Below are 22,499 nucleotides of genomic sequence, written 5' to 3' on the forward strand. Positions count from 1 at the left end.
ATGAAAAACTTACAAAGTAAAACAGTATTAAATAATGGTGTAGAAATGCCTTGGTTCGGTTTAGGTGTATTTAAAGTAGAGGATGGACCAGAACTTGTAGAAGCAGTGAAATCGGCGATTAAAGCAGGATACCGCAGCATTGATACAGCTGCAATTTACGGAAATGAAAAAGCTGTAGGTGAAGGAATTCGCGCAGGTATAAAAGAAGCAGGCATTTCTCGTGAAGATTTATTCATTACTTCAAAAGTGTGGAATTCGGATCAAGGATATGAAACGACACTTGCTGCATATGAAGAAAGCTTAAAAAAATTAGAGCTGGATTATTTAGATTTATACCTTGTTCATTGGCCTGTAGAAGGGAAATACAAAGATACGTGGAGAGCGTTAGAAACACTTTATAAAGAAAAACGCGTACGTGCAATTGGGGTAAGTAATTTCCAAATTCATCACTTACAAGATGTAATGAAAGATGCAGAAATTAAACCAATGATTAACCAAGTAGAATACCACCCTCGTTTAACACAAAAAGAATTACAAGCTTTCTGTAAAGAACAAGGTATTCAAATGGAAGCATGGTCACCACTTATGCAAGGTCAATTATTAGATAATGAAAAATTACAAGAAATTGCTGAGAAACACGGTAAAACAACAGCGCAAGTTATTTTACGTTGGGATCTTCAAAATGGAGTAATCACTATTCCAAAATCAACGAAAGAACACCGCATTATTGCAAATGCCGATATATTTAATTTCGAATTAACGAAAGAAGATATGGAAAAAATCGATGCGTTAAATCAAAATCACCGTGTTGGTCCGGATCCTGATAACTTCGATTTCTAAGATTAAAGTAAGAAAGAAGAGTGCGTAAAAGCACTCTTTTTTTGTGCATAAAAATAGTTTCTAAATAAATACTACTTAGTATTAAGTTTGTGATAAGGGGCTGTAAACATGAATATAAAGCAATCGTTCAAGATTTTAGCTATGTTTTTAAGTGTTTTATTTGTGTTATTCCCGCTTCAAAAAGCATTTGCAGAAGTTATGGACCATACAAAGTATGAAATGAATTGGAGTTATAGTAAGTCAAAGAAGAAACCAATTCGAACAGAGCTTATTAAAACCGCAGATGGCAAAATTGCTTTTTGCTTAAATGTAGATTTGAAATCTCCAAGCGGTCAAGATTTACCGGAAATGGGGAAAGTGGATATTAACGTATACCGTGTACTATTGAATGGATATCCACAAAAGAGTCCACAAGAATTAGGTGTTTCTGATTGGAGAGAAGCACATTACGCAACGCAGCTTGCAGTGTGGAATGCGTTAAAACAAATCGATATTAATGATTTAGATTTCCGCAATAAAAATGTAGAGAAAGTAACGAAAGACATCGTTGCAAAAGCAAGCGCTAGTGAAGAGTTACAAGAAATTACGATGAGTGTAACTCCTACAGAAGAACAAGAAGCAGTATTAAAAAATGATTTCTTTGAAACAGGTTTATATACAGTAGAAACAAATGCAAAAAGCGGAACGTATAAAGTGCAAGCAACAGGTGCGCCAGCGGGCGTGAAATTTGCAAATGAAAAAGGCGAAACAAAAACAGAATTTAATGTAGGAGAAAAGTTCCGCATTTTAATTCCGAAACAAACACCAGCTGGTGGATTTAGCTTTAAAGTATCAGGAAATTTAACGAAATTACAAGGGATTGCGCATAAAGGTACACCGACTATTCAAAATGCAGTAGTATTACTTGAGCGTAGTGAAGAAAAAACAAGTCCAGAGTTAGCGGTAAGTTGGAAAAAGGCTGAGGCTCCAAATAAACCAAATAAGCCATATACTCCAAATGAACCGCATAAACCGAATCAAAAGAGATAATGAAAAAGCATTGGCATATGCCAATGCTTTTTCATATGAATTCTTTAAAGGTATATTAAGATAATAATTAATCGAGTGAAACACTATTCTAATGTTTGAAAAAGTATTTAAAAATAATAAAATATGGAGAAATCTAAACGTTACAATAAATGGATTTTATTCACGAAATTGTAACATTATTCTAATTAGAGAGGCTATCAAACAAAGTGTAAAGCGTGTACAATTCAGTTGGAAAAACTACCTATAGATGGTCATATATGAATAAAATGTAAAATGCTATTACTGTTTTTATTTTTAGATGTATAGATGACAATACTGAAAAATATCTTTTACTATTCTCTTTTTTATGTAGCAAGAGAACTCATCACAAATAGAGAGAAGTGAGGAGGGCATATTACATAAAAATTTTACAATGTAAGAAAGCGAATACATGGAGGGAAATGCGGTAGTAATAGATACAGGTGCGCGAGGTGTTAGTCTATTCATTAAATGTTTTTATAAAAATAATAGGATTTTTTATTAAATGGATATATAGGATAGTTTCTCTAAATAAAGGAACAGGGGACACAGATTATGTCAAAGAAGAAAAAGAGTAGGGTATTAGTAGCTGGTATATGTATATCTACATTATTATCACCAGTAGCTTTCGAAGCATCGAAAGGATATGCCGCACCTTTGGAAGAGAATAAGGGCGGGAGTTTAGAAGAGGTTCAAGAGAATAAGTTTGAGCAAAGGGTATTTCAGTTGCCGGGGAAAGGGAATGTGGAAGAAGAGAGAGAGCGATTAAAACAGAAATGGAATTTATCTGCTAATGAACCAACTGGAATTTATGCAAAACCTAATGAAGAAATTACGATTGAAATACAAGGGAAAGATTCTATTAAAGCTTTTATCGGAACGAGATCTTATGATGTAGAAGGTTTTAAAGAGTTTGATTTGAAACCAGGTAAAAATGTAATTAAGTCCCCTAATGGCGGAATCTTATATTTTTATAATTTAAATGATAGTGGCGAGGTAACTGCAAAAGTTGAAAAAGGTGGTAGTCATTTCCCGTTATTTATACTAGGGAAACATACGAAAAAAGATTGGGATGAAATGCTGGAAAAGTATAAAAATCCTTACGCAGTAGAATTAAAGGGAGAGAGAAGTTTAGTTACTGCGAGTTATGATGCTGTGAAAAACCATATGGGAGATACAGACCCAGTAGAGTTAATGAAATTGCATGATAAGATTATTAGAATGGAGAACGCAGTGGCAGGTCTATCTGAAGATGTTACTGGAGTTGCAAAGTCTCCAAGCCATTATGTGCAGTTTGTTGAAAAAAGAATCCCAGAAGAAAAGGATCACATGTTCGCTAAGCACTATCATACTGGTTATGTCCCAGATGTGATGGATAAGGTGTTGAATACAGAAGAACTCACAAATAATGGATGGGGACCGTGGCATGAAGTCGGTCACTTACATCAACAAGCCCCTTGGCAGTGGACAGGTATGGGAGAAACTACAGTCAATATTTATAGTCTAGCTGTGCAAACGGCTCTTGGAAATAAATCACGGATGGAAATAGATGGACGTTATGAAAAGGCATTTGCATATTTGAATCAACTAGATGAGGAGAAGAATTTTGATAAATCAGATCCGATTATTATGTTCTGGCAGTTGCATTTAGTGTATGGAGATCAGTTCTATCCGAAACTGCATCAAATGTATAGAATAATGTCTGATGCAGATTATCCACCATTAGACACAGATCAAGTTATTACTACAGATAGAGAAAAGAAACAACAGTTTATTTATGTAGCTTCCAAAGTAGCGGGGCAAAATTTAATTCCATATTTTAAGAAATGGGGGTTACATGCAGAGTCTTACACTGTAGAAAAAGTGCATAAAATGCAATTACCTGAACCGAAAAATGAAATATGGTTATCGAGAGATAGCTCTCCTATTCGTGAAGAACAAGTAAAACCATATAAAGTACCTTACGGTGAAGCTGTCAATACGGTACCAGATGTTGTAATAGGGACAGGCTCAGGAGAAGAATTAGATGAGAAAAAAGCAAGTGAGCTAGTACAGAACTTGGGTGAAAATGTAAAAGTATCTGGGAAAATCAGATGGTCTAAACAGGAAACTGGAAAACAAATTGTATATGTAGAAATTATAGATGAAAATGAAAATGTCAATTCGATTCCTGTTTCTGTGAATGGTGTATACGGAGATAGTATGTTATTTAAAACATATTGGAACACAAACTCAGTTTTAACCTTACAGCATAAGGATAAGAAATTTAATGCGACATTAGTAAGGAACATATTGGAGCATAGTTATCGAAACCAAAAATATGTAGGTGTTACGATTTACGATGCAAATGGAAATGAAAAGAAGAGTGTTTCCGCGGAAGGGCATGAAGGATTAAAAAATTTCGTGAAAGAGTTAGATGGTATGTCGTTTGAATACGGGGACATGGTGAAGGTATACCATATCCAGCCTCAATATTTAGAATGGTACGATGATAATAAACTCGTAGACCAAGGAGAAGCTAAAAACAAAAAGGAAAAATTATTTAAAATTACCCCACAAGGATATGAATTAATAGATGGTTTACAAGAAGTCACAGCAGTACCGCAAAAAGTGGTAATTGGAACAGACGCTGAAAAATTAGAAGCAAAAAACTTTGTTCAAGTGAAAGACGGAGAAGTAGTAGGTTTTGTAGAAAAGCCAAATACAACAAAAATCGGAGAACAAAAGGTAAAGGTGGAAACGAAAGATCGCTTTGGGAATAAAAAGGTAACAGAAGTTTCATTAGAAGTGATTTACGGTGATAGTATTATGTTTTTTGGTACAAGGTATGGAGGAACAAACATTAAATCGGTTGTCACGTTAAATCATGAAGAAAAGAAATTCAGTACAACCGATTCAGAAGGTCCAATGCATACTTTATTTGCGGATGAGAAATATATGGCGATGACTGTATATGATAAAGATGGAAAAGAGAAGAAAGCTTTATCGGTAAAAGCATCTGAAAATACAAAAGGATTTGCGGAACAATTTAATGGAATGGTCTTTGAATACGGGGATATAGTAAAGGTTTATCAGAGAGAATTCGATCGTTTTAAAGTATATAAAAAGAATGAGTTCGTAGATACAAAGTATGGTGTAAATGAAGTATTCTTTAAAATTACAGAGCAAGGTTTCGAGAGAATCGAAGCTCAGCAACAAGTAACGGCAGTACCACAAAAAGTGGTAATTGGAACAGATGTTGAAAAATTAAATGCAAAAGACTTTGTTGAAATAAAAGACGGAGAAGTAGTAGGTTTTGTAGAAAAACCGAATACAACGAAAATTGGTGAACAAAAAGTAAAAGTAGAAACGAAAGATCGTTTTGGTAATAAAAAAGTGACAGAAGTTCCTGTGGAAGTGACATATGGAGATAGTTTAGTATTTAAAGGTCTCAATTATAGTACTGATATTAAATCGATTGTAACAATGCAACACGATCAGCAAAAGTTTAGTGCCACAGCTGATTCAAAGCAAGTGCATCATTACTTTAAAGAAGAGACGTATTTTGAATTTACATTGCTAGATCAAAATGGAAATGAGAAAAAGAAAGTAACTGTAAAAGGTGTTGAAAATGCGGAAGAATTCGCAAAATCAATTAATGGCTTAGGATTCGATTACGGTGATGTTGTGAAAGTATATCATGCAGAATCAGACCGCTTTAATTGGTATCAAAATAATAACTTTGTCGGTCAAGGTAAAGCGAAGATAGAAAAAGAATTACTGTTCAAGGTAACTAAACAAGGTTTTGAGAGAATGGAAGCTCAACAAGAAGTAACAGCAAAACCGCAACAAGTAGTAGTCGGAACGGAAGTAGAAAAGCTAGATGCAAAAAACTTTGTTGAAGTAAAAGGTGGAGAAGTAATCGGTTTTGTAGAAAAACCAAATACAACTACACTTGGAAAGCGAACAGTAAAAGTAGAAACGAAAGATCGTTTCGGAAATAAGAAAGTAACAGAAGTGCCAGTAGAAGTGATTTATGGAGATAGTATTATGTTCTTTGGTACATGGCATGGTGGAACGAATATTAAATCAATTATCACATTAAATCATGAAGATAAAAAATTAAGTACAGTAGGTTCAGATGGGCCGGTTCATACTCAATTTAAGGGTGAACAATATATGGGTCTCTCTGTGTTTGGTAAAGATGGAAAAGAGAAGAAGCAAATGATCTTAGAAGGAATGGAAAATACAAAAGCATTTGCGGAACAATTTAATGGTATGACGTTTGAATATGGTGATGTAGTAAAAGTATATCAAGCGGAATTCGATCGATTTAAAGTGTACAAAAAGAATGTAGAAGTGAATGCACAGTATGGTGTGAATGATGTATTCTTTAAAATTACAGAAAAAGGTTTTGAAAGAACAGAAGGTATGAAAGAAATAAAAGCTTAAAAGTAAGAAAATCTCGTAAAACATTATGTTTTACGAGATTTTTTTGTTATTCAGCTTCAGAAACTACTGTGAAGCGTTCGTTTACATGTTTTGGGTTTTCAATTTCATCAAGTGCTGCAACTGCGAAGTCTTCGTAACTTACGTAGCTATCACCTTTTGCGTTCACAAGAAGGTTGTCTTTACCAGCTTTATAAGAACCAGTACGTTTTCCTAATGCGAATAGTGCAGAAGGGCTGATGAATGTCCAAGTGATGTCATTTGTTTGTTGTAAGATTTCTAAGTTTTTACCTTGGTTTTGAGCTGTTGCAAGATATTCTTTCGGGAAACCTGGTGTCTCAAATACACGTGTTGTTTTCTCTTCGTCTACAAATAAGCTTCCAGCGCCTCCAACTACAAGTAATTTTGTATTTGGTGCACCTTTCATCGCTTCAATTAGTACGTTTCCTGCATCTACGTGAAGGTGTTCTTGTCCTGCTGGAGCACCGAATGCATTTACAACTACATCGAATGCTTGCAAGTCGTTAGATGTAAGAGAGAATACATCTTTCTCTAAAACTTTTACATTGTCTTCCTTAATTTTTGCAGCGTTTCTTACGATTGCAGTTACTTCATGTCCGCGATCTAATGCTTCTTTTAAAATACGACTTCCTGCTTTACCATTTGCTCCGATGATTCCGATTTTCATAATAAATCCCTCCAAAGTGTTTTGTTAAAGTGTATATCTGAAAGTAAATGAATGTGTTGTAATAAGGTTTGTTACAACCTGATGTAATCATTATAGTTACAGGTAGACACTTTTGTCAATGGGGTAGTTTGTAGATTTATTTTTTGTTTTAGTATGCACAGTTAGAGGGAGGGTAGTCAGTCATAAAGATATTGTTACTGTGAACCTGGCTAATATTTGGAAATTGCAAATTGTCGAAAAATGTTGATTTTTGAATGTTTTTTAAATATAATTCGTTTTATGGAGAAAAGGAGGGGTTAATTGTATGAATATTTTGGAACAATTCGTTTCGTCAACGAATACAATTCTTTGGTCATATATTCTTATTGCAATGTTAATTGGTTTAGGTCTTTATTTTTCTATTAAATTGAAATTCGTACAAATTACTCATTTAGGGGAAATGATTCGTTTAATGAGTGATGGGTTAACTGGAAAGACGCGTAAAAAAGGCAGTGTATCTTCTTTCCAAGCATTTTGTATGAGTTCTGCAGCTCGTATTGGTATAGGTAACTTAGCTGGTGTAGCGTTAGCTATTTCTATGGGAGGACCTGGAGCAGTATTTTGGATGTGGGTTATTGCGATTATCGGGGCTTCTTCAAGTTTCGTCGAAAGTACGCTTGCACAAATTTATAAAATAAAAGATGGCAGTGGATTCCGTGGTGGTCCTGCTTATTATATGGAAAAAGGTTTAAATAAACGTTGGATGGGGATTTGGTTCTCTATTCTGATTACAATTAGTTACGGTTTAATTTTCAACTCAGTACAAGCAAATACAGTTACATTAGCGTTTAAAAATGCATTTGGTATTGAGCGTTACGTTGTTGGGATTGTATTAGCAGTATTAGTTGCGGTTATTATTTTTGGTGGTGTAAAAAGTATTGCGCGTATGTCGGAAATGATTGTTCCGCCAATGGCAATTCTTTATATTGCAGTAGCGATTTTCGTTGTTATTAAAAACTTCTATTTACTACCAGATGTGTTTACAGAAATCTTTAAAGGTGCATTCGGTTTAGATTCAGCTGTAGGCGGTGGTATCGGTGCTGCGATGAAATATGGTATTCAGCGCGGGTTATTTGCGAACGAAGCAGGTATGGGTAGTGCGCCGAACGCGGCAGCAACAGCTGATGTAACGCATCCAGCCAAACAAGGTTTTATTCAAACAATCGGCGTTTTAGTAGATACATTCTTAGTATGTACATCAACAGCATTTATCGTACTATGTTCTGGTGCATATAAAGCAACGAACTTAGAAGGTATTGAATTAACACAAAATGCATTAAGTTCACAAATTGGCCCATGGGCGAGCAGTTTCTTAGCGATTATTATTTTCTTATTCGCTTTCAGTTCACTTCTAGGAAACTACTACTATGGTGAAACAAATATTGAATTTATTAAGCAAAGCAAAACGTGGTTAACAATTTACCGTATTGCGGTAGTTGGAATGGTATTATTCGGTTCTGTTGCGACGCTTCAAGTTGTATGGAATATGGCAGACTTATTTATGGGTCTAATGGTAATCACGAACTTAATTGCGATTACACTTCTTGGTCGATTTGCGTACGCAGCATTAGCAGACTATGTAAGGCAAAAGAAACAAGGGAAAGATCCAGTCTTCAGTGCAGATTCTATTCCTGGTTTAACGAATACAGAGTGCTGGGATAAGCCAGTGGTAACAGATAAAGAAAAAGCAGTGTAATTGAAAAGGTGAGCATCGAGGTAAATTCGATGCTCGCCTTTTTTGTTGTAGTAAATGATAAAAAGGGTGAGGGGTAATTATTAATATAACTTTTTTGTTTGTTCCTCTCGTTATTTGTGGGGAACGTACTGTTTTAAAAGTATGGCTGGTCGAAGAGGATAAGAGATTGAGTATTGGATAAATGCATGTAATAGCTATATTTTTATGAAAAAAACACGTATGTTAAGATAGCTAACGTATTCGTGTCATAAAACCTAACATAAAGTTCTTGATTACTAAAAGTTTTTAGAATATAATTTTCTTATTGTTAGGAAGAGGGGGCAATGCAAATATGGATTTTTTAGCTAGGGTAATTGGGGATGTAAATAATATCCTTTGGTCATATGTCATTATTGCGATGTTAATTGGGTTAGGGCTCTATTTTTCATTTCGTGTGAAATTTGTCCAAGTTCGTTACTTCGGTGAAATGATTCGATTACTTGGGGATGGAGCAAGCTCGAAAACGAGGAAAGCACAAAAAGAGAAGAGCGGCGTATCATCATTCCAAGCATTTTGTATGAGTACAGCTTCTCGTGTAGGTACTGGTAACTTAGCTGGTGTAGCTATCGCAATTTCAGCGGGTGGTCCAGGAGCAGTATTTTGGATGTGGTTAATCGCGGTAATTGGGGGTGCTTCTGCATTTGTAGAGAGCACATTAGCGCAAATTTATAAAGTGAAAGATGGGAATGCATTCCGTGGGGGCCCAGCGTATTATATGGAAAAGGGTTTAAAGAAACGCTGGTTAGGTGTTGTGTTCTCTGTTCTAATAACAGTAAGTTTCGGATTAATTTTTAATGCTGTACAGTCTAATACTGTAGCGGCTGCCTTTGATGGGGCATTCAAAACAGATAGTAGGTTAGTAGGTCTTGTTATGGCTGGTTTACTTGCCGTTATCATTTTCGGCGGAGTAAAACGAATTGCTCGCGCGGTTGAAATGATTGTTCCAGTAATGGCAATTATTTATGTAGCAGTGGCATTATTCGTTGTTGTGACAAACATTACGGCAATTCCGTATGTATTTAAAGAGATTTTCTTACATGCTTTCGGAATTAAAGAAGTAGTAGGCGGAGGATTAGGAGCTGCGATTTTACTAGGGGTAAAACGCGGATTATTCTCAAATGAAGCAGGTATGGGTAGTGCGCCGAACGCAGCAGCGACTGCGAACGTAACGCACCCAGTTAAACAAGGTTTCATTCAAACTTTAGGGGTATTTACAGATACATTATTAATTTGTAGTTGTACAGCATTTATTATTCTTTTATCAGATGTGCATAATGCAGCTGATTTAAATGGAATTCAATTAACGCAGCAGGCGTTAAGTCAACATATCGGTCCATGGGCTTCTATATTTGTAGCAGTTGCAATCTTCTTGTTTGCATTTAGTTCATTAGTAGGTAACTACTACTATGGTGAAACAAATATTGAATTCTTAAATGGAAGTAAAGTGCTATTAACAGCGTACCGCATTGCTGTACTTGGTATGGTTATGTTAGGATCTGTAGCGACAATTCAAATCGTTTGGGATGTAGCAGATTTATTCATGGGTATTATGGCTGTTATTAACTTAGTGGCGATTGTATTCCTCTCTAAGTATGCTTTTGCGGCATTATCAGATTACGTAAAGCAAAAGAAACAAGGGAAAGATCCGGTATTCTATGCGGATTCTATTCCAGGTTTGAAAAATACAGAGTGCTGGGATAAGTCAGCAGTAGCTGATAAAGAAAAAGCAGTATAATGAGGTGAGCATCAAGTGAAACTTGATGCTCATTTTTTGTTTTATCCAGTTGTTTATAGATGGTAAAAGACGAACATTTATGAGTATTTCATAATTAAATGTAATTTTTTAAAGAAAAGTGCGGATATGAGTTGTGATTTATGTTAGAATGGAAAATGCCTTTGAAACAAGAGTTTTCATGACATTTACTATCCGATCGAAGGTTACGGAGGAGAAATGGAAAGTTCGGATTATTTCTTGTTTTGAATGGTCAGACGTTCAACGTTAATGAAGAGTTAAATGGAGGATTTTATTAATGAAGTTTGTTATGTTCCTTGTAGGATTACTCGTTGTATTTGTACTCGGTTTTCTTATAAGTGCCGATCGAAAGAAGATTAAGTATAAACCAATCGCAATTATGCTTATTATTCAGCTAGCATTATCTTATTTCTTATTAAATACGCAAGTTGGTTATATTTTAGTAAAAGGAATTTCAGATGGATTTGGCGCACTTCTTGGATATGCGGAAGCTGGAATCGTTTTCGTATTTGGTGGTCTTGTTAATAAAGGAGAGGTTTCATTCTTCTTAACAGCGCTATTACCAATCGTATTCTTTGCGGTTTTAATCGGAATTCTGCAACACTTTAAAATTTTACCGATATTTATTCGTGCTATTGGTACGTTGTTAAGTAAAGTAAATGGTCTAGGAAAACTAGAATCATATAATGCAGTAGCAGCTGCCATTGTTGGACAAGCAGAAGTATTTATTACAGTAAAAGATCAATTAAGTAAAATCCCAAAACATCGTTTATATACATTATGTGCATCTTCTATGTCGACAGTGTCGATGTCAATCGTTGGTTCTTATATGAAAATGATCGAACCGAAATATGTAGTAACAGCACTTGTATTAAATTTATTTAGTGGTTTCATTATCATTCATATTATTAACCCGTACGATATTACAGAAGAAGAAGATACACTGAAATTAGAAAATAAGAAAAAACAATCATTCTTTGAAATGCTAAGCGAGTACATTATGCTTGGTTTCACGATTGCAATTACAGTAGCAGCTATGTTACTTGGTTTCGTAGCATTAATTACAGCAATTAATAGCTTGTTTGATTCAATGTTCGGTATTACATTCCAAGCTATTTTAGGATATATTTTCTCACCATTAGCATTCGTAATGGGTATCCCGCAAGCTGAGATGGTAACAGCGGGACAAATTATGGCAACAAAATTAGTATCAAACGAGTTTGTTGCAATGCTTGATCTTGGAAAAGTAGCTGGTGATTTATCGGCTCGTACAGTTGGTATCCTTTCTGTATTCCTTGTATCATTTGCGAACTTCTCATCTATCGGAATTATCGCAGGTGCAACGAAAGGTATCGATGAAAATCAATCAAATGTTGTATCATCATTTGGTCTACGCCTTGTGTACGGTGCGACATTAGTAAGTATTCTATCAGCGATTATCGTTGGTGTTATGTTATAAAAAAAGATGGTCCTAGCTCATAGCTAGGGCTATTTTTATGGTAAATTTGCATGAAAAAACCAATTTATTAGGAATATATTAACATATAAAAATCTTTTAAAATTTATATTGCATTTCGTCTAGATAACGCTTACAATTTGATTTGTAGGTGGTATCAATTTCAGACTTTCAATTATGGTAGGAGAGAAGAAGCTACCTTTTATAAATTGCAATTTATGTAAACGCTTACTGATTTTAGATGACAGTTGAATAGTTTTAGGGGTTTTAAATTTTTTTAACAACAATGGTCAGACGTCATTCGTTATACGTTATACGACCAATAACTCGTGGGAGAAGTGGAGGATTCACATATGAAGTTCGTAATGTTTCTAGTCGGTTTACTTGTAGTGTTTGTACTAGGTTTCCTTATCAGTTCAGATCGTAAGAAAATTAAATATAAACCAATTGCACTTATGCTTGTCATTCAATTGGTACTTGCGTATTTCTTACTAAATACAAAGGTCGGATTCGTATTAGTAAAAGGAATCGCAGATGGATTTGGCGCTATTTTAAAATTTGCGGAAGCTGGGGTTAATTTCGTATTTGGTGGTCTAGCAAACGATGGACAAGCACCATTCTTCTTAACAGTATTATTACCGATTATTTTCTTAGCAGTATTAATCGGGATTCTGCAACATATTAAAGTTTTACCGATTATCATTCGTGCAGTCGGTTTCCTATTAAGTAAAGTTAACGGTTTAGGAAAACTAGAATCATATAATGCGGTAGCAGCTGCAATCGTTGGTCAAGGGGAAGTATTCATTACAGTAAAAGATCAACTAAGCAAATTACCGAAAAATCGTTTATACACACTTTGTGCATCTTCAATGTCTACAGTATCGATGTCAATCGTCGGTTCTTATATGAAAATGATTGATCCAAAATATGTAGTAACAGCACTAGTATTAAACTTATTCAGTGGATTCATTATCGTTCATATCATTAATCCATATGAAGTAAAAGAAGAAGACGATATTTTAGAATTACAAGAAGACAAGAAACAAACATTCTTTGAAATGTTAGGCGAATATATTATGCTTGGTTTCTCAATCGCTGTAACAGTAGCGGCGATGTTAATCGGTTTCGTAGCATTAATTACAGCAATTAACGGTGTATTCGATTCAATTTTCGGAATCACGTTCCAAAGCATTTTAGGATATATCTTCTCACCATTAGCATTCGTAATGGGTATTCCAACATCAGAGATGCTACAAGCAGGACAAATTATGGCAACAAAATTAGTAACGAACGAATTCGTTGCAATGCTTGACCTTGGTAAAGTAGCTGGTGATTTATCAGCTCGTACAGTAGGTATTTTATCTATCTTCCTTGTATCATTTGCGAACTTCTCATCTATCGGGATTATCGCAGGTGCAACGAAGAGTATCGATGGCAAACAAGCAAACGTTGTATCATCATTCGGTTTAAAACTTGTATACGGTGCAACGTTAGTAAGTATATTATCAGCGATTATCGTTGGGGTTATGCTTTAATAAATTAAGAAAAGCAATGAGCGTAGGCTCATTGCTTTTTTGTTTAACTTGCTTTATCCAAGTCTCTTTTAAAACGTGGTTTCTCTAAATAAGTTCCCAGTCTCCACGCATATTCCACTGGCCCCATTCGGTATTTTTGGAGCCAATAGGTGCTAACGAATAATTGAATCGTATAAATTCCGATGGTTAAAAGAATACCGAAGAAATAGCCAATTTTCTCGTATAAGCCAAATCCATATGCGTAAAAAATGGTTGTTGCGATAATAGATTGCGCTAAGTAATTACTAACGGACATTTTCCCCATGTTCGCCATGTATGTTAGTAGACGGGTTGCTTTTTTGTAATGGAATAATAAAATGATTGTGCTTCCGTAAAAGAAGGTCATAGTTACTGGTGTAAGGCCATCTTGTAACATAATTAAAAGCGGGTGCTTTACGAACATAGCTAAGATTTTAATTGTAAAAGAAAAGAGACCGGTGGCAAACCATATTTTTTTGACAGCAGGTATATGTTTATTGACCTCAAATAACCAGCCTTTTTTCCCTACATACATTCCGAGTAGAAACAGTGGAGACATAAAAATTATTGCGAAAACTGATATGAAAAATAATCCGAATGCACCGTCAATTCCCATGTAATCAAAAGGATTTTCAGTCAATCTAAAGTTGACGTGATCCATATAGCTTCCAGTTTGATGGACTTTATGTTCTTTTTCGGTATAAGGTGCAAAATCATTTATATTTGTAGATGGATCAGTTTGATAAGACATAAGTGTAATAAGTGCGAGTAGAATAATCGCCCAAATGAGCAAAGTTTTCGGTTTTCGATTGATGAACATCATTAAGAAAATCCCAATTATTCCGTATGCAAATAAAATATCTCCCTCCCAAACAAAAGTGCCGTGAATGTAGCCGAGTAGTAAAAGAATGATAATACGTCTTATGTATGTGGGGAAGAATTTTTTTCCTTTTGCGATAATACTTTTTTGTAACAAAATAATGCTAAGCCCAAATAGAAAAGAAAATAGGGATATAAAGTTATGTGTGCCGAAGAATTGAATAAACCAATTAGCGCCTTTATCAAGATCGCCGAATAGATAAGTTGGTTTTTCACTGGTGAAGAACCCGAATTGAATTAATGTCATATTGACTAGTAAAATGCCAAACAAAGCGAAACCACGAATTGCATCAACAGCTTCTACACGTTGATTCATTTTTCCTCTCCTCGTATATTCGTTTTTATATTGAAAATAATACCATTTTATAGCTGGCACTATGTCAAATATGAGGAAATTTAAGGTGATTTTAAGATAGAGAGCAAACAAAAAAATCACCTTAATACATGTATTAAGGTGATTGAAATATTATTCAGCTGGAGGCGTAAATGTACGTTTCTCTAATTCAGCATCTAGCATAAACAGTGCGTTTGAATCGCTTGTAATACGTTTTAATTTTTGAATGATGCTATCGAATGAAGCTTCTTCTTCAACTTGTTCGTCAACGAACCATTTTAAGAATGTAATTGTTGCATGTTCACGCTCGTCCCAAGCGATATCAGATAAGTTGTAAATACGTTTCGTTACTTCACGCTCGTGCTCAAGTGCGACTTCAAAAGCGTTTAATACAGATTCGTATTCGTTATTCGGATTATCAAATCCAGTAATAATAGCGCGCTCTCCGCGGTCATTAATATAGTTGTAAAGCTTCATTGCGTGGAAACGTTCTTCTTCAGCTTGTACAAGGAAAAAGTTAGCGAATCCATCATAGCTCTCAGCTGTACAGTAAGCAGCCATTGCCATATAAGCATGGGCAGAGTAAAATTCAAAGTTCATTTGTTCATTTAATGCGTCGTGCAATTTTTTTGATAACATAAAATCCCCCTTAGTATTGTGACAAGAATATTATACCATAATTGATAATATTCTCATTTAGATACTTCGAACCTTTTCGAAAGCTTTGTGACGTGTGCATCCATAATGTCTTGTAAGTCTAAATCATATTTTTGCGAAAGAATAATAAGGTTAGATAGTACATCGCCAAGTTCTTCTTTTAGTTCTTGTTTTAGCTCTTCTTCTGTTTTCGCATCTTCATCAGGGCGATCGCGGCCAATTTCAATAGCACGAACGACTCGTGAAACTTCCCCAACTTCCTCGGTTAAGAAATTTAAGCGAATAAAGGCATTATACTGTGACCAGCTTCGTTTTTCGTAAAATTCCTCAACCCATCTTTGAAATGCAACGATATCCATTTCTTCCTCATCTCCTCAATATGTTGTACAATGTTCATTGTATCATAACAATATATAGTTTCGGGGTGTAGGGATGAGAAAGATTTGTGTGTTTGCAGGTTCTAATTTAGGGGAGAGACCAGAATTTAAAGAGCAGGCAATTCAGTTAGGTAAAATGTTTGTTGAGAACGACTATGAGCTCGTATACGGTGGTTCATGTGTCGGATTAATGGGAGAAGTAGCAAACGAAGTTCTTCGTTTAGGTGGACGTGTAACAGGTGTTATGCCGCGCGGTCTATTCCGAGGAGAAATTGTGCATACAGGATTAACAGAATTAATTGAAGTAGAGACGATGCACGAACGTAAAGCTAAAATGGCAGAGCTTGCAGATGCTTTTATTGCGCTTCCAGGCGGATACGGAACGTTTGAAGAACTATTTGAAGTTGTATGTTGGTCACAAATTGGTATACATAATAAGCCGGTTGGTTTATTAAACATAAAAGGTTTTTATGGACCAATTTTGCAAATGGTTGAACGTGCAGCAGAAGAAGGATTTATGAATCCATCAAATAAAGAATTGATCGTTTCAGCAGAGACAGCAGATAAACTAATTCATGCAATCCAAAATTATGAGCGTCCTGTTTTGGGAACGAAGTGGAAGCAACTATCATAGCAAATACGGAAACACATGTCGTTTTAATTTAAGATGGCATGTGTTTTTAATTTGGTTAAATATGTTAATTTTTAGATGTAATGTTTTTGGAAAAGGAGAAAGAGATGGAGGAGTTTGTGTATTTAAGACCGGTTTTTTAAAGTATTTTAGCAGCATCTATTCTTGTTATGCTAATTGTTTTGAGACAGAAGAAAGAGTTGATTAATGAATTTTCACTTTGAGTTATCTCGGTATTGTGTATCGGTGTTTCCGCGATAACGTTGTTTATGTCTGGATTCATCGTTGATGAGTATAATCTAGGTGGAGATTCACAATCGTTTTGTATGTTTATTGCGATTGGTTGTATTAGTGGTCTGAATTTCATTATTTATTACAGAAGGCAATAAAAAGAGGCATTCCGTATTACTTTGGAATGCCTTTATTATTTTGATTGCTTTGTTTTTTATACAGGTACCAGCCACCCCAGCCGCCACCAATTGCTACGACAACGAGGAAAGCATAGTCCTTAACCTCGACACGTATATTGAAAATATTAGCTATAAGTAAGAGAATCCCAACTGTTATTAACGCAAAAAATGCTCTAATTAAGTAGTCTTTCAACTGAACCACTCCCGTCATTTAAGTAGTAAATGATGAATTTGGAAAAGCTAAAGGGTGTTGCCTATATTTTAACATAGATGAGATTGTAATATATTGATAAGAGTAGGGGAGAGGTGTTTGTTAATATTGTCGTGATTTGTCGATAAGTCGATATAATTGAAAAATCGCTGATATATTGGAGGGAATCGCCGATATAATTGGAAAATCGCTGATATGTTGGGGGGAATCGCCGATATATTGGAAAAATCGCTGATATAAATTTCATGTACCAGCATGCGCGATCAATCTATAGAAAAAAGCGACTCTGAACGAGCCGCTTCCGCTTTAAAGTAATATCCAGCTCCGGTAGCTAGAATGTTCGGTGGCTTCGCTTTTTCCTGCGAGGCAAAGAGCGCCTCTACGTCAAAAGCTCCATCCCCCTCACATTCTGAGCAAGCTACCTCCGCTTTTAAGTGATATCCAGCTCCAGCGGCTAGAACAGTCGGTTGTTTCACTCCTTCATTCGAGGCAAAAAGCGCCTCGTAATCAGGAGTTCCAACACCCTCCTGTTCTGAACGAGCCGCTTCCGCTTTTAATTATTATTGATTCAAGAACGCACGTAGCATCCAAGCGTGTTTTTCTAGTTCTGTGTAGATGCCTAGTAGTAGGTCAGATGTCATTTCATCGTCAGAGTCTTGAGCGATTTCCATGCCTTTTTTCAGTTCGACTAGCATCATTTCGTAGTCTTTCATGATTGCTTCGACCATCCCTTCTGCAGTTTCTCCGTATGCTGCTTCTTGAATAGAAGATAGTTCTAAGTATTCTTTCATTGTTGCTACTGGTTTGCCGCCAATTGCTAAAATACGTTCTGCAATTTCATCGATGTGAGTAGCTGATTCTGTGTAAAGTTCTTCGAATTTCTCGTGTAATGTGAAGAATTGAGGTCCTTTTACGTACCAATGGAAGTTGTGAAGTTTTGTGAATAAAACGCTCCAGTCTGCTACTTGTTTGTTTAATACTTCGATTACTTGTTTGTTCATTATGATCAATCTCCTTTTGAGTTGTTATGTGATATCAATTACTAATTTATAATTATTATAATCTAGTAATCTCTATAAATCAACCCTTTTGCTGGAATTAATTTGAACAAATTATGAACTGTTGTAAATAAAAGGCCCTATTACGGTGAAGTAATAGGGCCTTTGTTTGTTAAACAGCCTTTTGTTTTTCTTCTACATCTTGCCCATCCCAACACTCTGTATTCTTTAAGCCAGGGATAGAGTTTGCAACGAAGACAGGATCTTTTCCTTGTTTCTTTTGCTTCAAATAGTCTACTAATGCAGCGTAAGCAAATTTGCTAAGGAATGAGATGGCAATTAAGTTTGTGAATACCATTAGTCCCATGAATAAATCAGCTAAACTCCAAACTGTTTTAAGAGCAGCGATTGATCCGAAGAATACCATTCCGACAACTGCAACACGATAAATCATTAACCATGTTTTACTTTCTTTAATGAATGCGATATTTGTTTCACCATAATAGTAGTTTCCTAGAAGTGAACTGAAAGCGAATAGGAAAATAATAATCGCTAAGAAAGTGCTTGCCCACGGTCCAATTTGTGAACTTAATGCGTTTTGTGTTAATTCGATACCTTCTAAATTTGATCCTTTGTAAAGTCCAGAACATAATACGATAAATGCTGTTGATGTACATACTAAGAATGTATCTACGAAAACGCCTAACGCTTGAACAAGCCCTTGTTTTACAGGGTGAGATACATCAGATGTTGCGGCTGCATTAGGAGAACTACCCATTCCCGCTTCTGTAGCGAATAAACCGCGCTGAATTCCGAACTTGATTGCTGCTCCAATACCACCAGCGATGGCTTGGTCTAAACCGAATGCACCATTAAATATTTCTATAAAAATGCTTGGTAACATACTGAAGTTGTTAATAACGACAAAAATAGCCACGCCGATATAAACGATTGCCATTGGCGGAACAATCATTTCTGTAATACGTGAAATGCTCTTAATGCCACCAAAAATAATAACTGCAACTAATAAGGCTAATAGAGCTCCTACGATTGTTCGCTCTAGTCCAAAAGCATTTTCAAACGCTATTGTTACTGTATTCGCTTGCACTGAATTGAAAATTAATCCGTACGCAACTGTAATAAGAAGTGAGAACCAGACGCCCATCCAGCGTTTGTTTAACCCTTTTTCCATGTAATATGCTGGTCCACCACGGAACCTACTGCCATCTTTTACTTTATAAATTTGCGCAAGTGTACATTCTACAAAACTAGTAGCTGCTCCGATAATTGCGATAAACCACATCCAAAATATTGCGCCAGGTCCACCCATTGAAATTGCTAATGCTACACCAGCTAAGTTTCCGATACCGATACGTGCTGCTGCACTTAAGCAAAATGCTTGGAATGGTGAGATGCTATCTTTCTTTTTTTCTTTTCGATTAAACCCTTTACTAATTAAGCTGACCATCTCACTGAAATGAGTAATTTGGACAAATTTTAATTTAAAAGAGAAGTAAAGACCGAAGCCGATTAGCATTGCAATAAGAATATATGACCATAAAATATTATTCGTTACCTCAAGGAATCTGCTAAAGATATCAACCATATAATACACTTCCTTTTTTTCGTAATAAGAAAATTATATGCAAAAAATATACGAGAATCAATTTTTCTAAAAAATTATGTTACTTAAAACTTTTTTATGTTATGATTATGTTACATCGTAATATTTTTAGAATTATTTACATTTTAAAAAACTAAATTTAAAGCGAGAAGGTGGGGATAATTTGAAAGAAGATTCTTTATGGAAAGTAAGCCTTCAGAGTTTGAAAATGAGAAGTAATATATTTTTTATCATTACATCTTTAAGTATCTTTTTAGGGTCCACTTATTATTACAATAAAAGATTTCCAAATCACAAATATCCTGATTGGTTAGAATTTCTAAAGTTGATTGGATGAATAAAAGACAGAAAAACAGAAAATTAAAATAAATAAGTTATGGAGGAGCTAAAAATGAATATTAGAGAAAGTGAACTTCCGGGTATTGGTTATAAGTTTCAAATCGTTACGAAAGGTAATGAAAAGATGGTAATTGTCATTCATGATGATGGTCGTAGAGAAATGTATCATTTTGATTCAGACCATGAAGAAAGCATCTCAAGTATTTCACTACGTGACTCAGAGGCAAGACAAATCGCTGCAATATTAGGTGGAATGGTATATAAGCCTAGGGCGTTAGAAAATGTTGAGATGGTTTTTGAAGGTTTAGCGATTGAGTGGTTCAAAGTGGAGAATACAGCTCCAGCAATCGGAAAAACAATTGGCGATCTTGAAATAAGAAAAACATATAGCGTAACAATAATCGCGGTTATGAAGAAGAACATGAAGAAGCTATTTAATCCAGGACCAGAAACAGTAATTGAAGAAGGAGATATGCTTGTAGTTTCAGGTGAGAGAGAAGAAATTAAAAAAATCATTAATGAATTACTTTCAAATAGGGGGGACTGATTAGATGGATACGTTAATTTTTGAAGTTGGTACAGCTTTAGTTTTAGTGGCAATTGCAGCAGTAATTGCTGGAAAATTTAAATTCTCAGTAATTCCTTTTCTAATCGTTCTTGGAATGTTAGTAGGACCGCATGCACCGACAATAGGTGTTATCGATCTCAAATTTATTGAAAGTGCAAGTGTAATTTCTTTCCTTGGACGGATTGGGGTTCTATTCCTTCTATTCTATCTAGGATTAGAATTTTCAATGAAAAAACTAATTAAATCTGGACGCTCTATTGCGATTGGCGGAACGATTTATATTTTAATTAACTTTTCACTTGGTTTGTTATACGGATTTATAATGGGATTCCCATTACTAGAAATCTTAATTATTGCGGGTATTATTACGATTTCTTCTAGCGCTATCGTTGCTAAAGTGTTAGTGGACTTAAGAAGAACTGGTAATAATGAAACCGAATTAATTTTAGGAATTATTATGTTTGAAGATATATTCCTTGCTGTATATTTATCAGTTGTTTCTGGTTTAGTACTTGGGGATCACGCTTCCTTCTTAGGTGCCCTTACTTCAATTGGAATTGCTTTAGGATATATGCTTCTATTCTTTATAGTAGCTAGAAAGGCTACGCCGTTATTAAATAAATTGCTCAATATTAGCTCAGATGAAATCTTTATTATTGTAGTATTTGCTTCTTTATTCTTCATTGCTGGTTTTTCAGAAACAATTCACGTTGCAGAAGCAATTGGAGCACTTCTTCTAGGATTAGTTTTCTCTGAGACAGAGCATAGTGACCGAATTGAACATCTTGTTGTTCCATTTAGAGACTTTTTCGGAGCTATTTTCTTCTTCAGCTTCGGGTTAAGTATTGATCCGTTCTCATTAGGCGGAGCGATATGGTTAACGTTAGGTGCTGTCCTTCTTACAATAATCGGAAACTTTGTAGCAGGAATGATTGCAGGAAGACAAGCAGGATTATCTCATAAAGCATCAACAAATATAGGATTAACCATCGTTTCAAGAGGAGAGTTCTCCATCATTATGGCTAATATCGGTATCGCCGGTGGTTTAATGTCAGTACTGAAACCATTTTCAGCACTATACGTGCTTATACTATCCATTTTAGGCCCACTTCTGACAAAGGAGTCGAAGAATGTATATAAATTCTTAAATAAAATCTTTAAGTGGGATACGAAGACTAACTAAATTAAAAAAATAAAAGTACAAGATATTTCCTGCTTGTACTTTTATTTTGGTGATGAAAACAGTAAAGAGAGGTAAATGATGTTAGGAGAGTTGATTCATTCGGTTTTAGTTTTTTTAGAAGGACTTGGTTATTGGGGAATTATGCTTGGATTAATGCTAGAGGTTATTCCAAGTGAAATCGTATTGTCTTATGCAGGCTATTTAGTATCAACAGGAAGCATTACATTTTGGGGCGCTGTCGCGTTCGGTACAATTGGTGGTGTAATTGCACAACTATTCATTTATTGGATTGGTCGATATGGAGGAAGACCTGTTCTTGAGCGATATGGAAAATATATTTTAATTCAGAAGAAACATATTGATTATGCTGAAGATTGGTTTAATCGTTATGGAACTGGCGTTATCTTTACCGCACGTTTTATTCCGGTTGTGCGTCATGCTATTTCGATACCAGCGGGTATTGCGAAAATGTCACATGCTAAGTTTATTACGCTAACTACATTAGCTGTTATTCCGTGGTCAATTGTGTTTGTATATTTAGGTTTTAAATTAGGAACAGAGTGGGAAAGTATTAATAAAGTTGCGGGGCCATATGTGAAATACTTTGCACTTGCTGCTATTGTTAGTGCAATTGGTTATTTTGTATTAAAAAAAATGATGAAAAAAAAGTGATTACAGAAAAGGAATCTATGTCGACATAGATTCTTTTTTTATTGGCATTTTTTCAAGGATGAAAGAATACGTTTAAT

The 22,499-nt window shown here is 35.3% G+C and carries 19 protein-coding genes and 1 pseudogene; 12 read left to right on the forward strand and 8 right to left on the reverse strand.

From position 1 onward, the window contains the following. From AU379_RS19575 to AU379_RS19585, 3 genes are all read left to right on the forward strand, one after another. Positions 1-840, forward strand: coding sequence for an aldo/keto reductase (locus tag AU379_RS19575; protein ID WP_000793548.1), 840 nt, complete (start codon positions 1-3; stop codon positions 838-840). 108 nt (positions 841-948) lie between these two features. Further along, positions 949-1,869 (forward strand): thioester domain-containing protein, encoded by a 921-nt coding sequence (locus tag AU379_RS19580; RefSeq protein ID WP_001022514.1) that lies wholly within the window; start codon positions 949-951, stop codon positions 1,867-1,869. Between the two features lie 573 nt (positions 1,870-2,442). Next, positions 2,443-6,318: a putative mucin/carbohydrate-binding domain-containing protein gene (locus AU379_RS19585; protein WP_061139648.1), complete on the forward strand. Its 3,876-nt coding sequence runs from the start codon at positions 2,443-2,445 to the stop codon at positions 6,316-6,318. Between the two features lie 46 nt (positions 6,319-6,364). Here the strand turns inward: AU379_RS19585 and AU379_RS19590 are convergent, their stop codons facing one another. Then, positions 6,365-7,003 carry an NAD(P)-dependent oxidoreductase gene (locus tag AU379_RS19590; protein ID WP_000689874.1) on the reverse strand — a complete coding sequence of 213 codons (639 nt, stop codon included), beginning with the start codon at positions 7,001-7,003 and terminating at the stop codon, positions 6,365-6,367. Between the two features lie 304 nt (positions 7,004-7,307). Here AU379_RS19590 and AU379_RS19595 point away from each other — a divergent pair, with 304 nt between their 5' ends. From AU379_RS19595 to AU379_RS19610, 4 genes are all read left to right on the forward strand, one after another. Then, positions 7,308-8,738 carry an alanine/glycine:cation symporter family protein gene (locus AU379_RS19595; protein ID WP_061139649.1) on the forward strand — a complete coding sequence of 477 codons (1,431 nt, stop codon included), beginning with the start codon at positions 7,308-7,310 and terminating at the stop codon, positions 8,736-8,738. A 331-nt stretch (positions 8,739-9,069) separates the two neighbouring features. After that, positions 9,070-10,512 (forward strand): alanine/glycine:cation symporter family protein, encoded by a 1,443-nt coding sequence (locus tag AU379_RS19600; RefSeq protein ID WP_000346412.1) that lies wholly within the window; start codon positions 9,070-9,072, stop codon positions 10,510-10,512. A 295-nt stretch (positions 10,513-10,807) separates the two neighbouring features. Next, positions 10,808-11,989, forward strand: coding sequence for a nucleoside transporter C-terminal domain-containing protein (locus AU379_RS19605; protein ID WP_000673839.1), 1,182 nt, complete (start codon positions 10,808-10,810; stop codon positions 11,987-11,989). 350 nt (positions 11,990-12,339) lie between these two features. Next, complete coding sequence (locus tag AU379_RS19610; RefSeq protein WP_000673874.1) at positions 12,340-13,521, forward strand: nucleoside transporter C-terminal domain-containing protein; 1,182 nt, start codon at positions 12,340-12,342, stop codon at positions 13,519-13,521. Positions 13,522-13,564: 43 nt separating this feature from the next. Here AU379_RS19610 and AU379_RS19615 read toward each other — a convergent pair whose 3' ends face one another. The 3 genes from AU379_RS19615 to AU379_RS19625 form a co-directional block, all read right to left on the reverse strand. Beyond that, positions 13,565-14,734 carry a DUF418 domain-containing protein gene (locus AU379_RS19615; RefSeq protein WP_001076354.1) on the reverse strand — a complete coding sequence of 390 codons (1,170 nt, stop codon included), beginning with the start codon at positions 14,732-14,734 and terminating at the stop codon, positions 13,565-13,567. Between the two features lie 150 nt (positions 14,735-14,884). Continuing rightward, on the reverse strand, positions 14,885-15,391 hold the full coding sequence (locus AU379_RS19620) for a ferritin (protein WP_000949403.1): 507 nt from the start codon (positions 15,389-15,391) through the stop codon (positions 14,885-14,887). 53 nt (positions 15,392-15,444) lie between these two features. After that, entirely contained in the window at positions 15,445-15,768 is a 324-nt protein-coding gene (locus tag AU379_RS19625) for a MazG-like family protein (protein ID WP_000355749.1), read from the reverse strand. An 88-nt stretch (positions 15,769-15,856) separates the two neighbouring features. Between AU379_RS19625 and AU379_RS19630 the strand changes: the two genes are divergently transcribed. Together AU379_RS19630 and AU379_RS30335 are read left to right on the forward strand one after the other, a co-directional pair. Continuing rightward, positions 15,857-16,420: a TIGR00730 family Rossman fold protein gene (locus AU379_RS19630; RefSeq protein ID WP_002062664.1), complete on the forward strand. Its 564-nt coding sequence runs from the start codon at positions 15,857-15,859 to the stop codon at positions 16,418-16,420. Positions 16,421-16,563: 143 nt separating this feature from the next. Next, positions 16,564-16,806, forward strand: a pseudogene (locus AU379_RS30335) (hypothetical protein). A gap of 16 nt (positions 16,807-16,822) precedes the next feature. Here AU379_RS30335 and AU379_RS19640 read toward each other — a convergent pair. The 4 genes from AU379_RS19640 to AU379_RS19655 form a co-directional block, all read right to left on the reverse strand. Further along, on the reverse strand, positions 16,823-17,020 hold the full coding sequence (locus AU379_RS19640; RefSeq protein ID WP_000656313.1) for a hypothetical protein: 198 nt from the start codon (positions 17,018-17,020) through the stop codon (positions 16,823-16,825). Positions 17,021-17,301: 281 nt separating this feature from the next. Further along, positions 17,302-17,514, reverse strand: coding sequence for a hypothetical protein (locus tag AU379_RS19645; protein ID WP_061139650.1), 213 nt, complete (start codon positions 17,512-17,514; stop codon positions 17,302-17,304). Between the two features lie 84 nt (positions 17,515-17,598). Continuing rightward, entirely contained in the window at positions 17,599-18,039 is a 441-nt protein-coding gene (locus AU379_RS19650) for a Dps family protein (protein ID WP_001041895.1), read from the reverse strand. Positions 18,040-18,208: 169 nt separating this feature from the next. Beyond that, on the reverse strand, positions 18,209-19,642 hold the full coding sequence (locus AU379_RS19655; protein WP_000227589.1) for an alanine/glycine:cation symporter family protein: 1,434 nt from the start codon (positions 19,640-19,642) through the stop codon (positions 18,209-18,211). A 409-nt stretch (positions 19,643-20,051) separates the two neighbouring features. On the opposite strand from AU379_RS19655, the gene AU379_RS19660 reads away from it, so the two are divergent. The 3 genes from AU379_RS19660 (at position 20,052) to AU379_RS19670 (ending at position 22,422) form a co-directional block, all read left to right on the forward strand. Beyond that, positions 20,052-20,546 (forward strand): cation:proton antiporter regulatory subunit, encoded by a 495-nt coding sequence (locus AU379_RS19660; RefSeq protein ID WP_001026075.1) that lies wholly within the window; start codon positions 20,052-20,054, stop codon positions 20,544-20,546. Positions 20,547-20,550: 4 nt separating this feature from the next. Then, complete coding sequence (locus AU379_RS19665; protein WP_000380223.1) at positions 20,551-21,750, forward strand: cation:proton antiporter; 1,200 nt, start codon at positions 20,551-20,553, stop codon at positions 21,748-21,750. Between the two features lie 78 nt (positions 21,751-21,828). Next, positions 21,829-22,422 (forward strand): DedA family protein, encoded by a 594-nt coding sequence (locus AU379_RS19670; protein ID WP_000900220.1) that lies wholly within the window; start codon positions 21,829-21,831, stop codon positions 22,420-22,422. The last annotated feature ends 77 nt before the right edge of the window (positions 22,423-22,499 follow it).

It is taken from the genome of Bacillus sp. JH7 (assembly GCF_001563515.1).
GTDB lineage: Bacteria > Bacillota > Bacilli > Bacillales > Bacillaceae_G > Bacillus_A > Bacillus_A cereus.

Bases quoted from the DNA above. Each gene is read 5' to 3' on its own strand.
- AU379_RS19665 (WP_000380223.1), top strand. From the start codon at position 20,551: ATGGATACGTTAATTTTTGAAGTTGGTACAGCTTTAGTTTTAGTGGCA.
- AU379_RS19620 (WP_000949403.1), bottom strand. From the start codon at position 15,391: ATGTTATCAAAAAAATTGCACGACGCATTAAATGAACAAATGAACTTT.
- AU379_RS19590 (WP_000689874.1), bottom strand. From the start codon at position 7,003: ATGAAAATCGGAATCATCGGAGCAAATGGTAAAGCAGGAAGTCGTATT.
- AU379_RS19670 (WP_000900220.1), top strand. From the start codon at position 21,829: ATGTTAGGAGAGTTGATTCATTCGGTTTTAGTTTTTTTAGAAGGACTT.
- AU379_RS19600 (WP_000346412.1), top strand. From the start codon at position 9,070: ATGGATTTTTTAGCTAGGGTAATTGGGGATGTAAATAATATCCTTTGG.
- AU379_RS19615 (WP_001076354.1), bottom strand. From the start codon at position 14,734: ATGAATCAACGTGTAGAAGCTGTTGATGCAATTCGTGGTTTCGCTTTG.
- AU379_RS19660 (WP_001026075.1), top strand. From the start codon at position 20,052: ATGAATATTAGAGAAAGTGAACTTCCGGGTATTGGTTATAAGTTTCAA.
- AU379_RS19575 (WP_000793548.1), top strand. From the start codon at position 1: ATGAAAAACTTACAAAGTAAAACAGTATTAAATAATGGTGTAGAAATG.
- AU379_RS19580 (WP_001022514.1), top strand. From the start codon at position 949: ATGAATATAAAGCAATCGTTCAAGATTTTAGCTATGTTTTTAAGTGTT.
- AU379_RS19655 (WP_000227589.1), bottom strand. From the start codon at position 19,642: ATGGTTGATATCTTTAGCAGATTCCTTGAGGTAACGAATAATATTTTA.
- AU379_RS19650 (WP_001041895.1), bottom strand. From the start codon at position 18,039: ATGAACAAACAAGTAATCGAAGTATTAAACAAACAAGTAGCAGACTGG.
- AU379_RS19625 (WP_000355749.1), bottom strand. From the start codon at position 15,768: ATGGATATCGTTGCATTTCAAAGATGGGTTGAGGAATTTTACGAAAAA.
- AU379_RS19605 (WP_000673839.1), top strand. From the start codon at position 10,808: ATGAAGTTTGTTATGTTCCTTGTAGGATTACTCGTTGTATTTGTACTC.
- AU379_RS19595 (WP_061139649.1), top strand. From the start codon at position 7,308: ATGAATATTTTGGAACAATTCGTTTCGTCAACGAATACAATTCTTTGG.
- AU379_RS19610 (WP_000673874.1), top strand. From the start codon at position 12,340: ATGAAGTTCGTAATGTTTCTAGTCGGTTTACTTGTAGTGTTTGTACTA.
- AU379_RS19585 (WP_061139648.1), top strand. From the start codon at position 2,443: ATGTCAAAGAAGAAAAAGAGTAGGGTATTAGTAGCTGGTATATGTATA.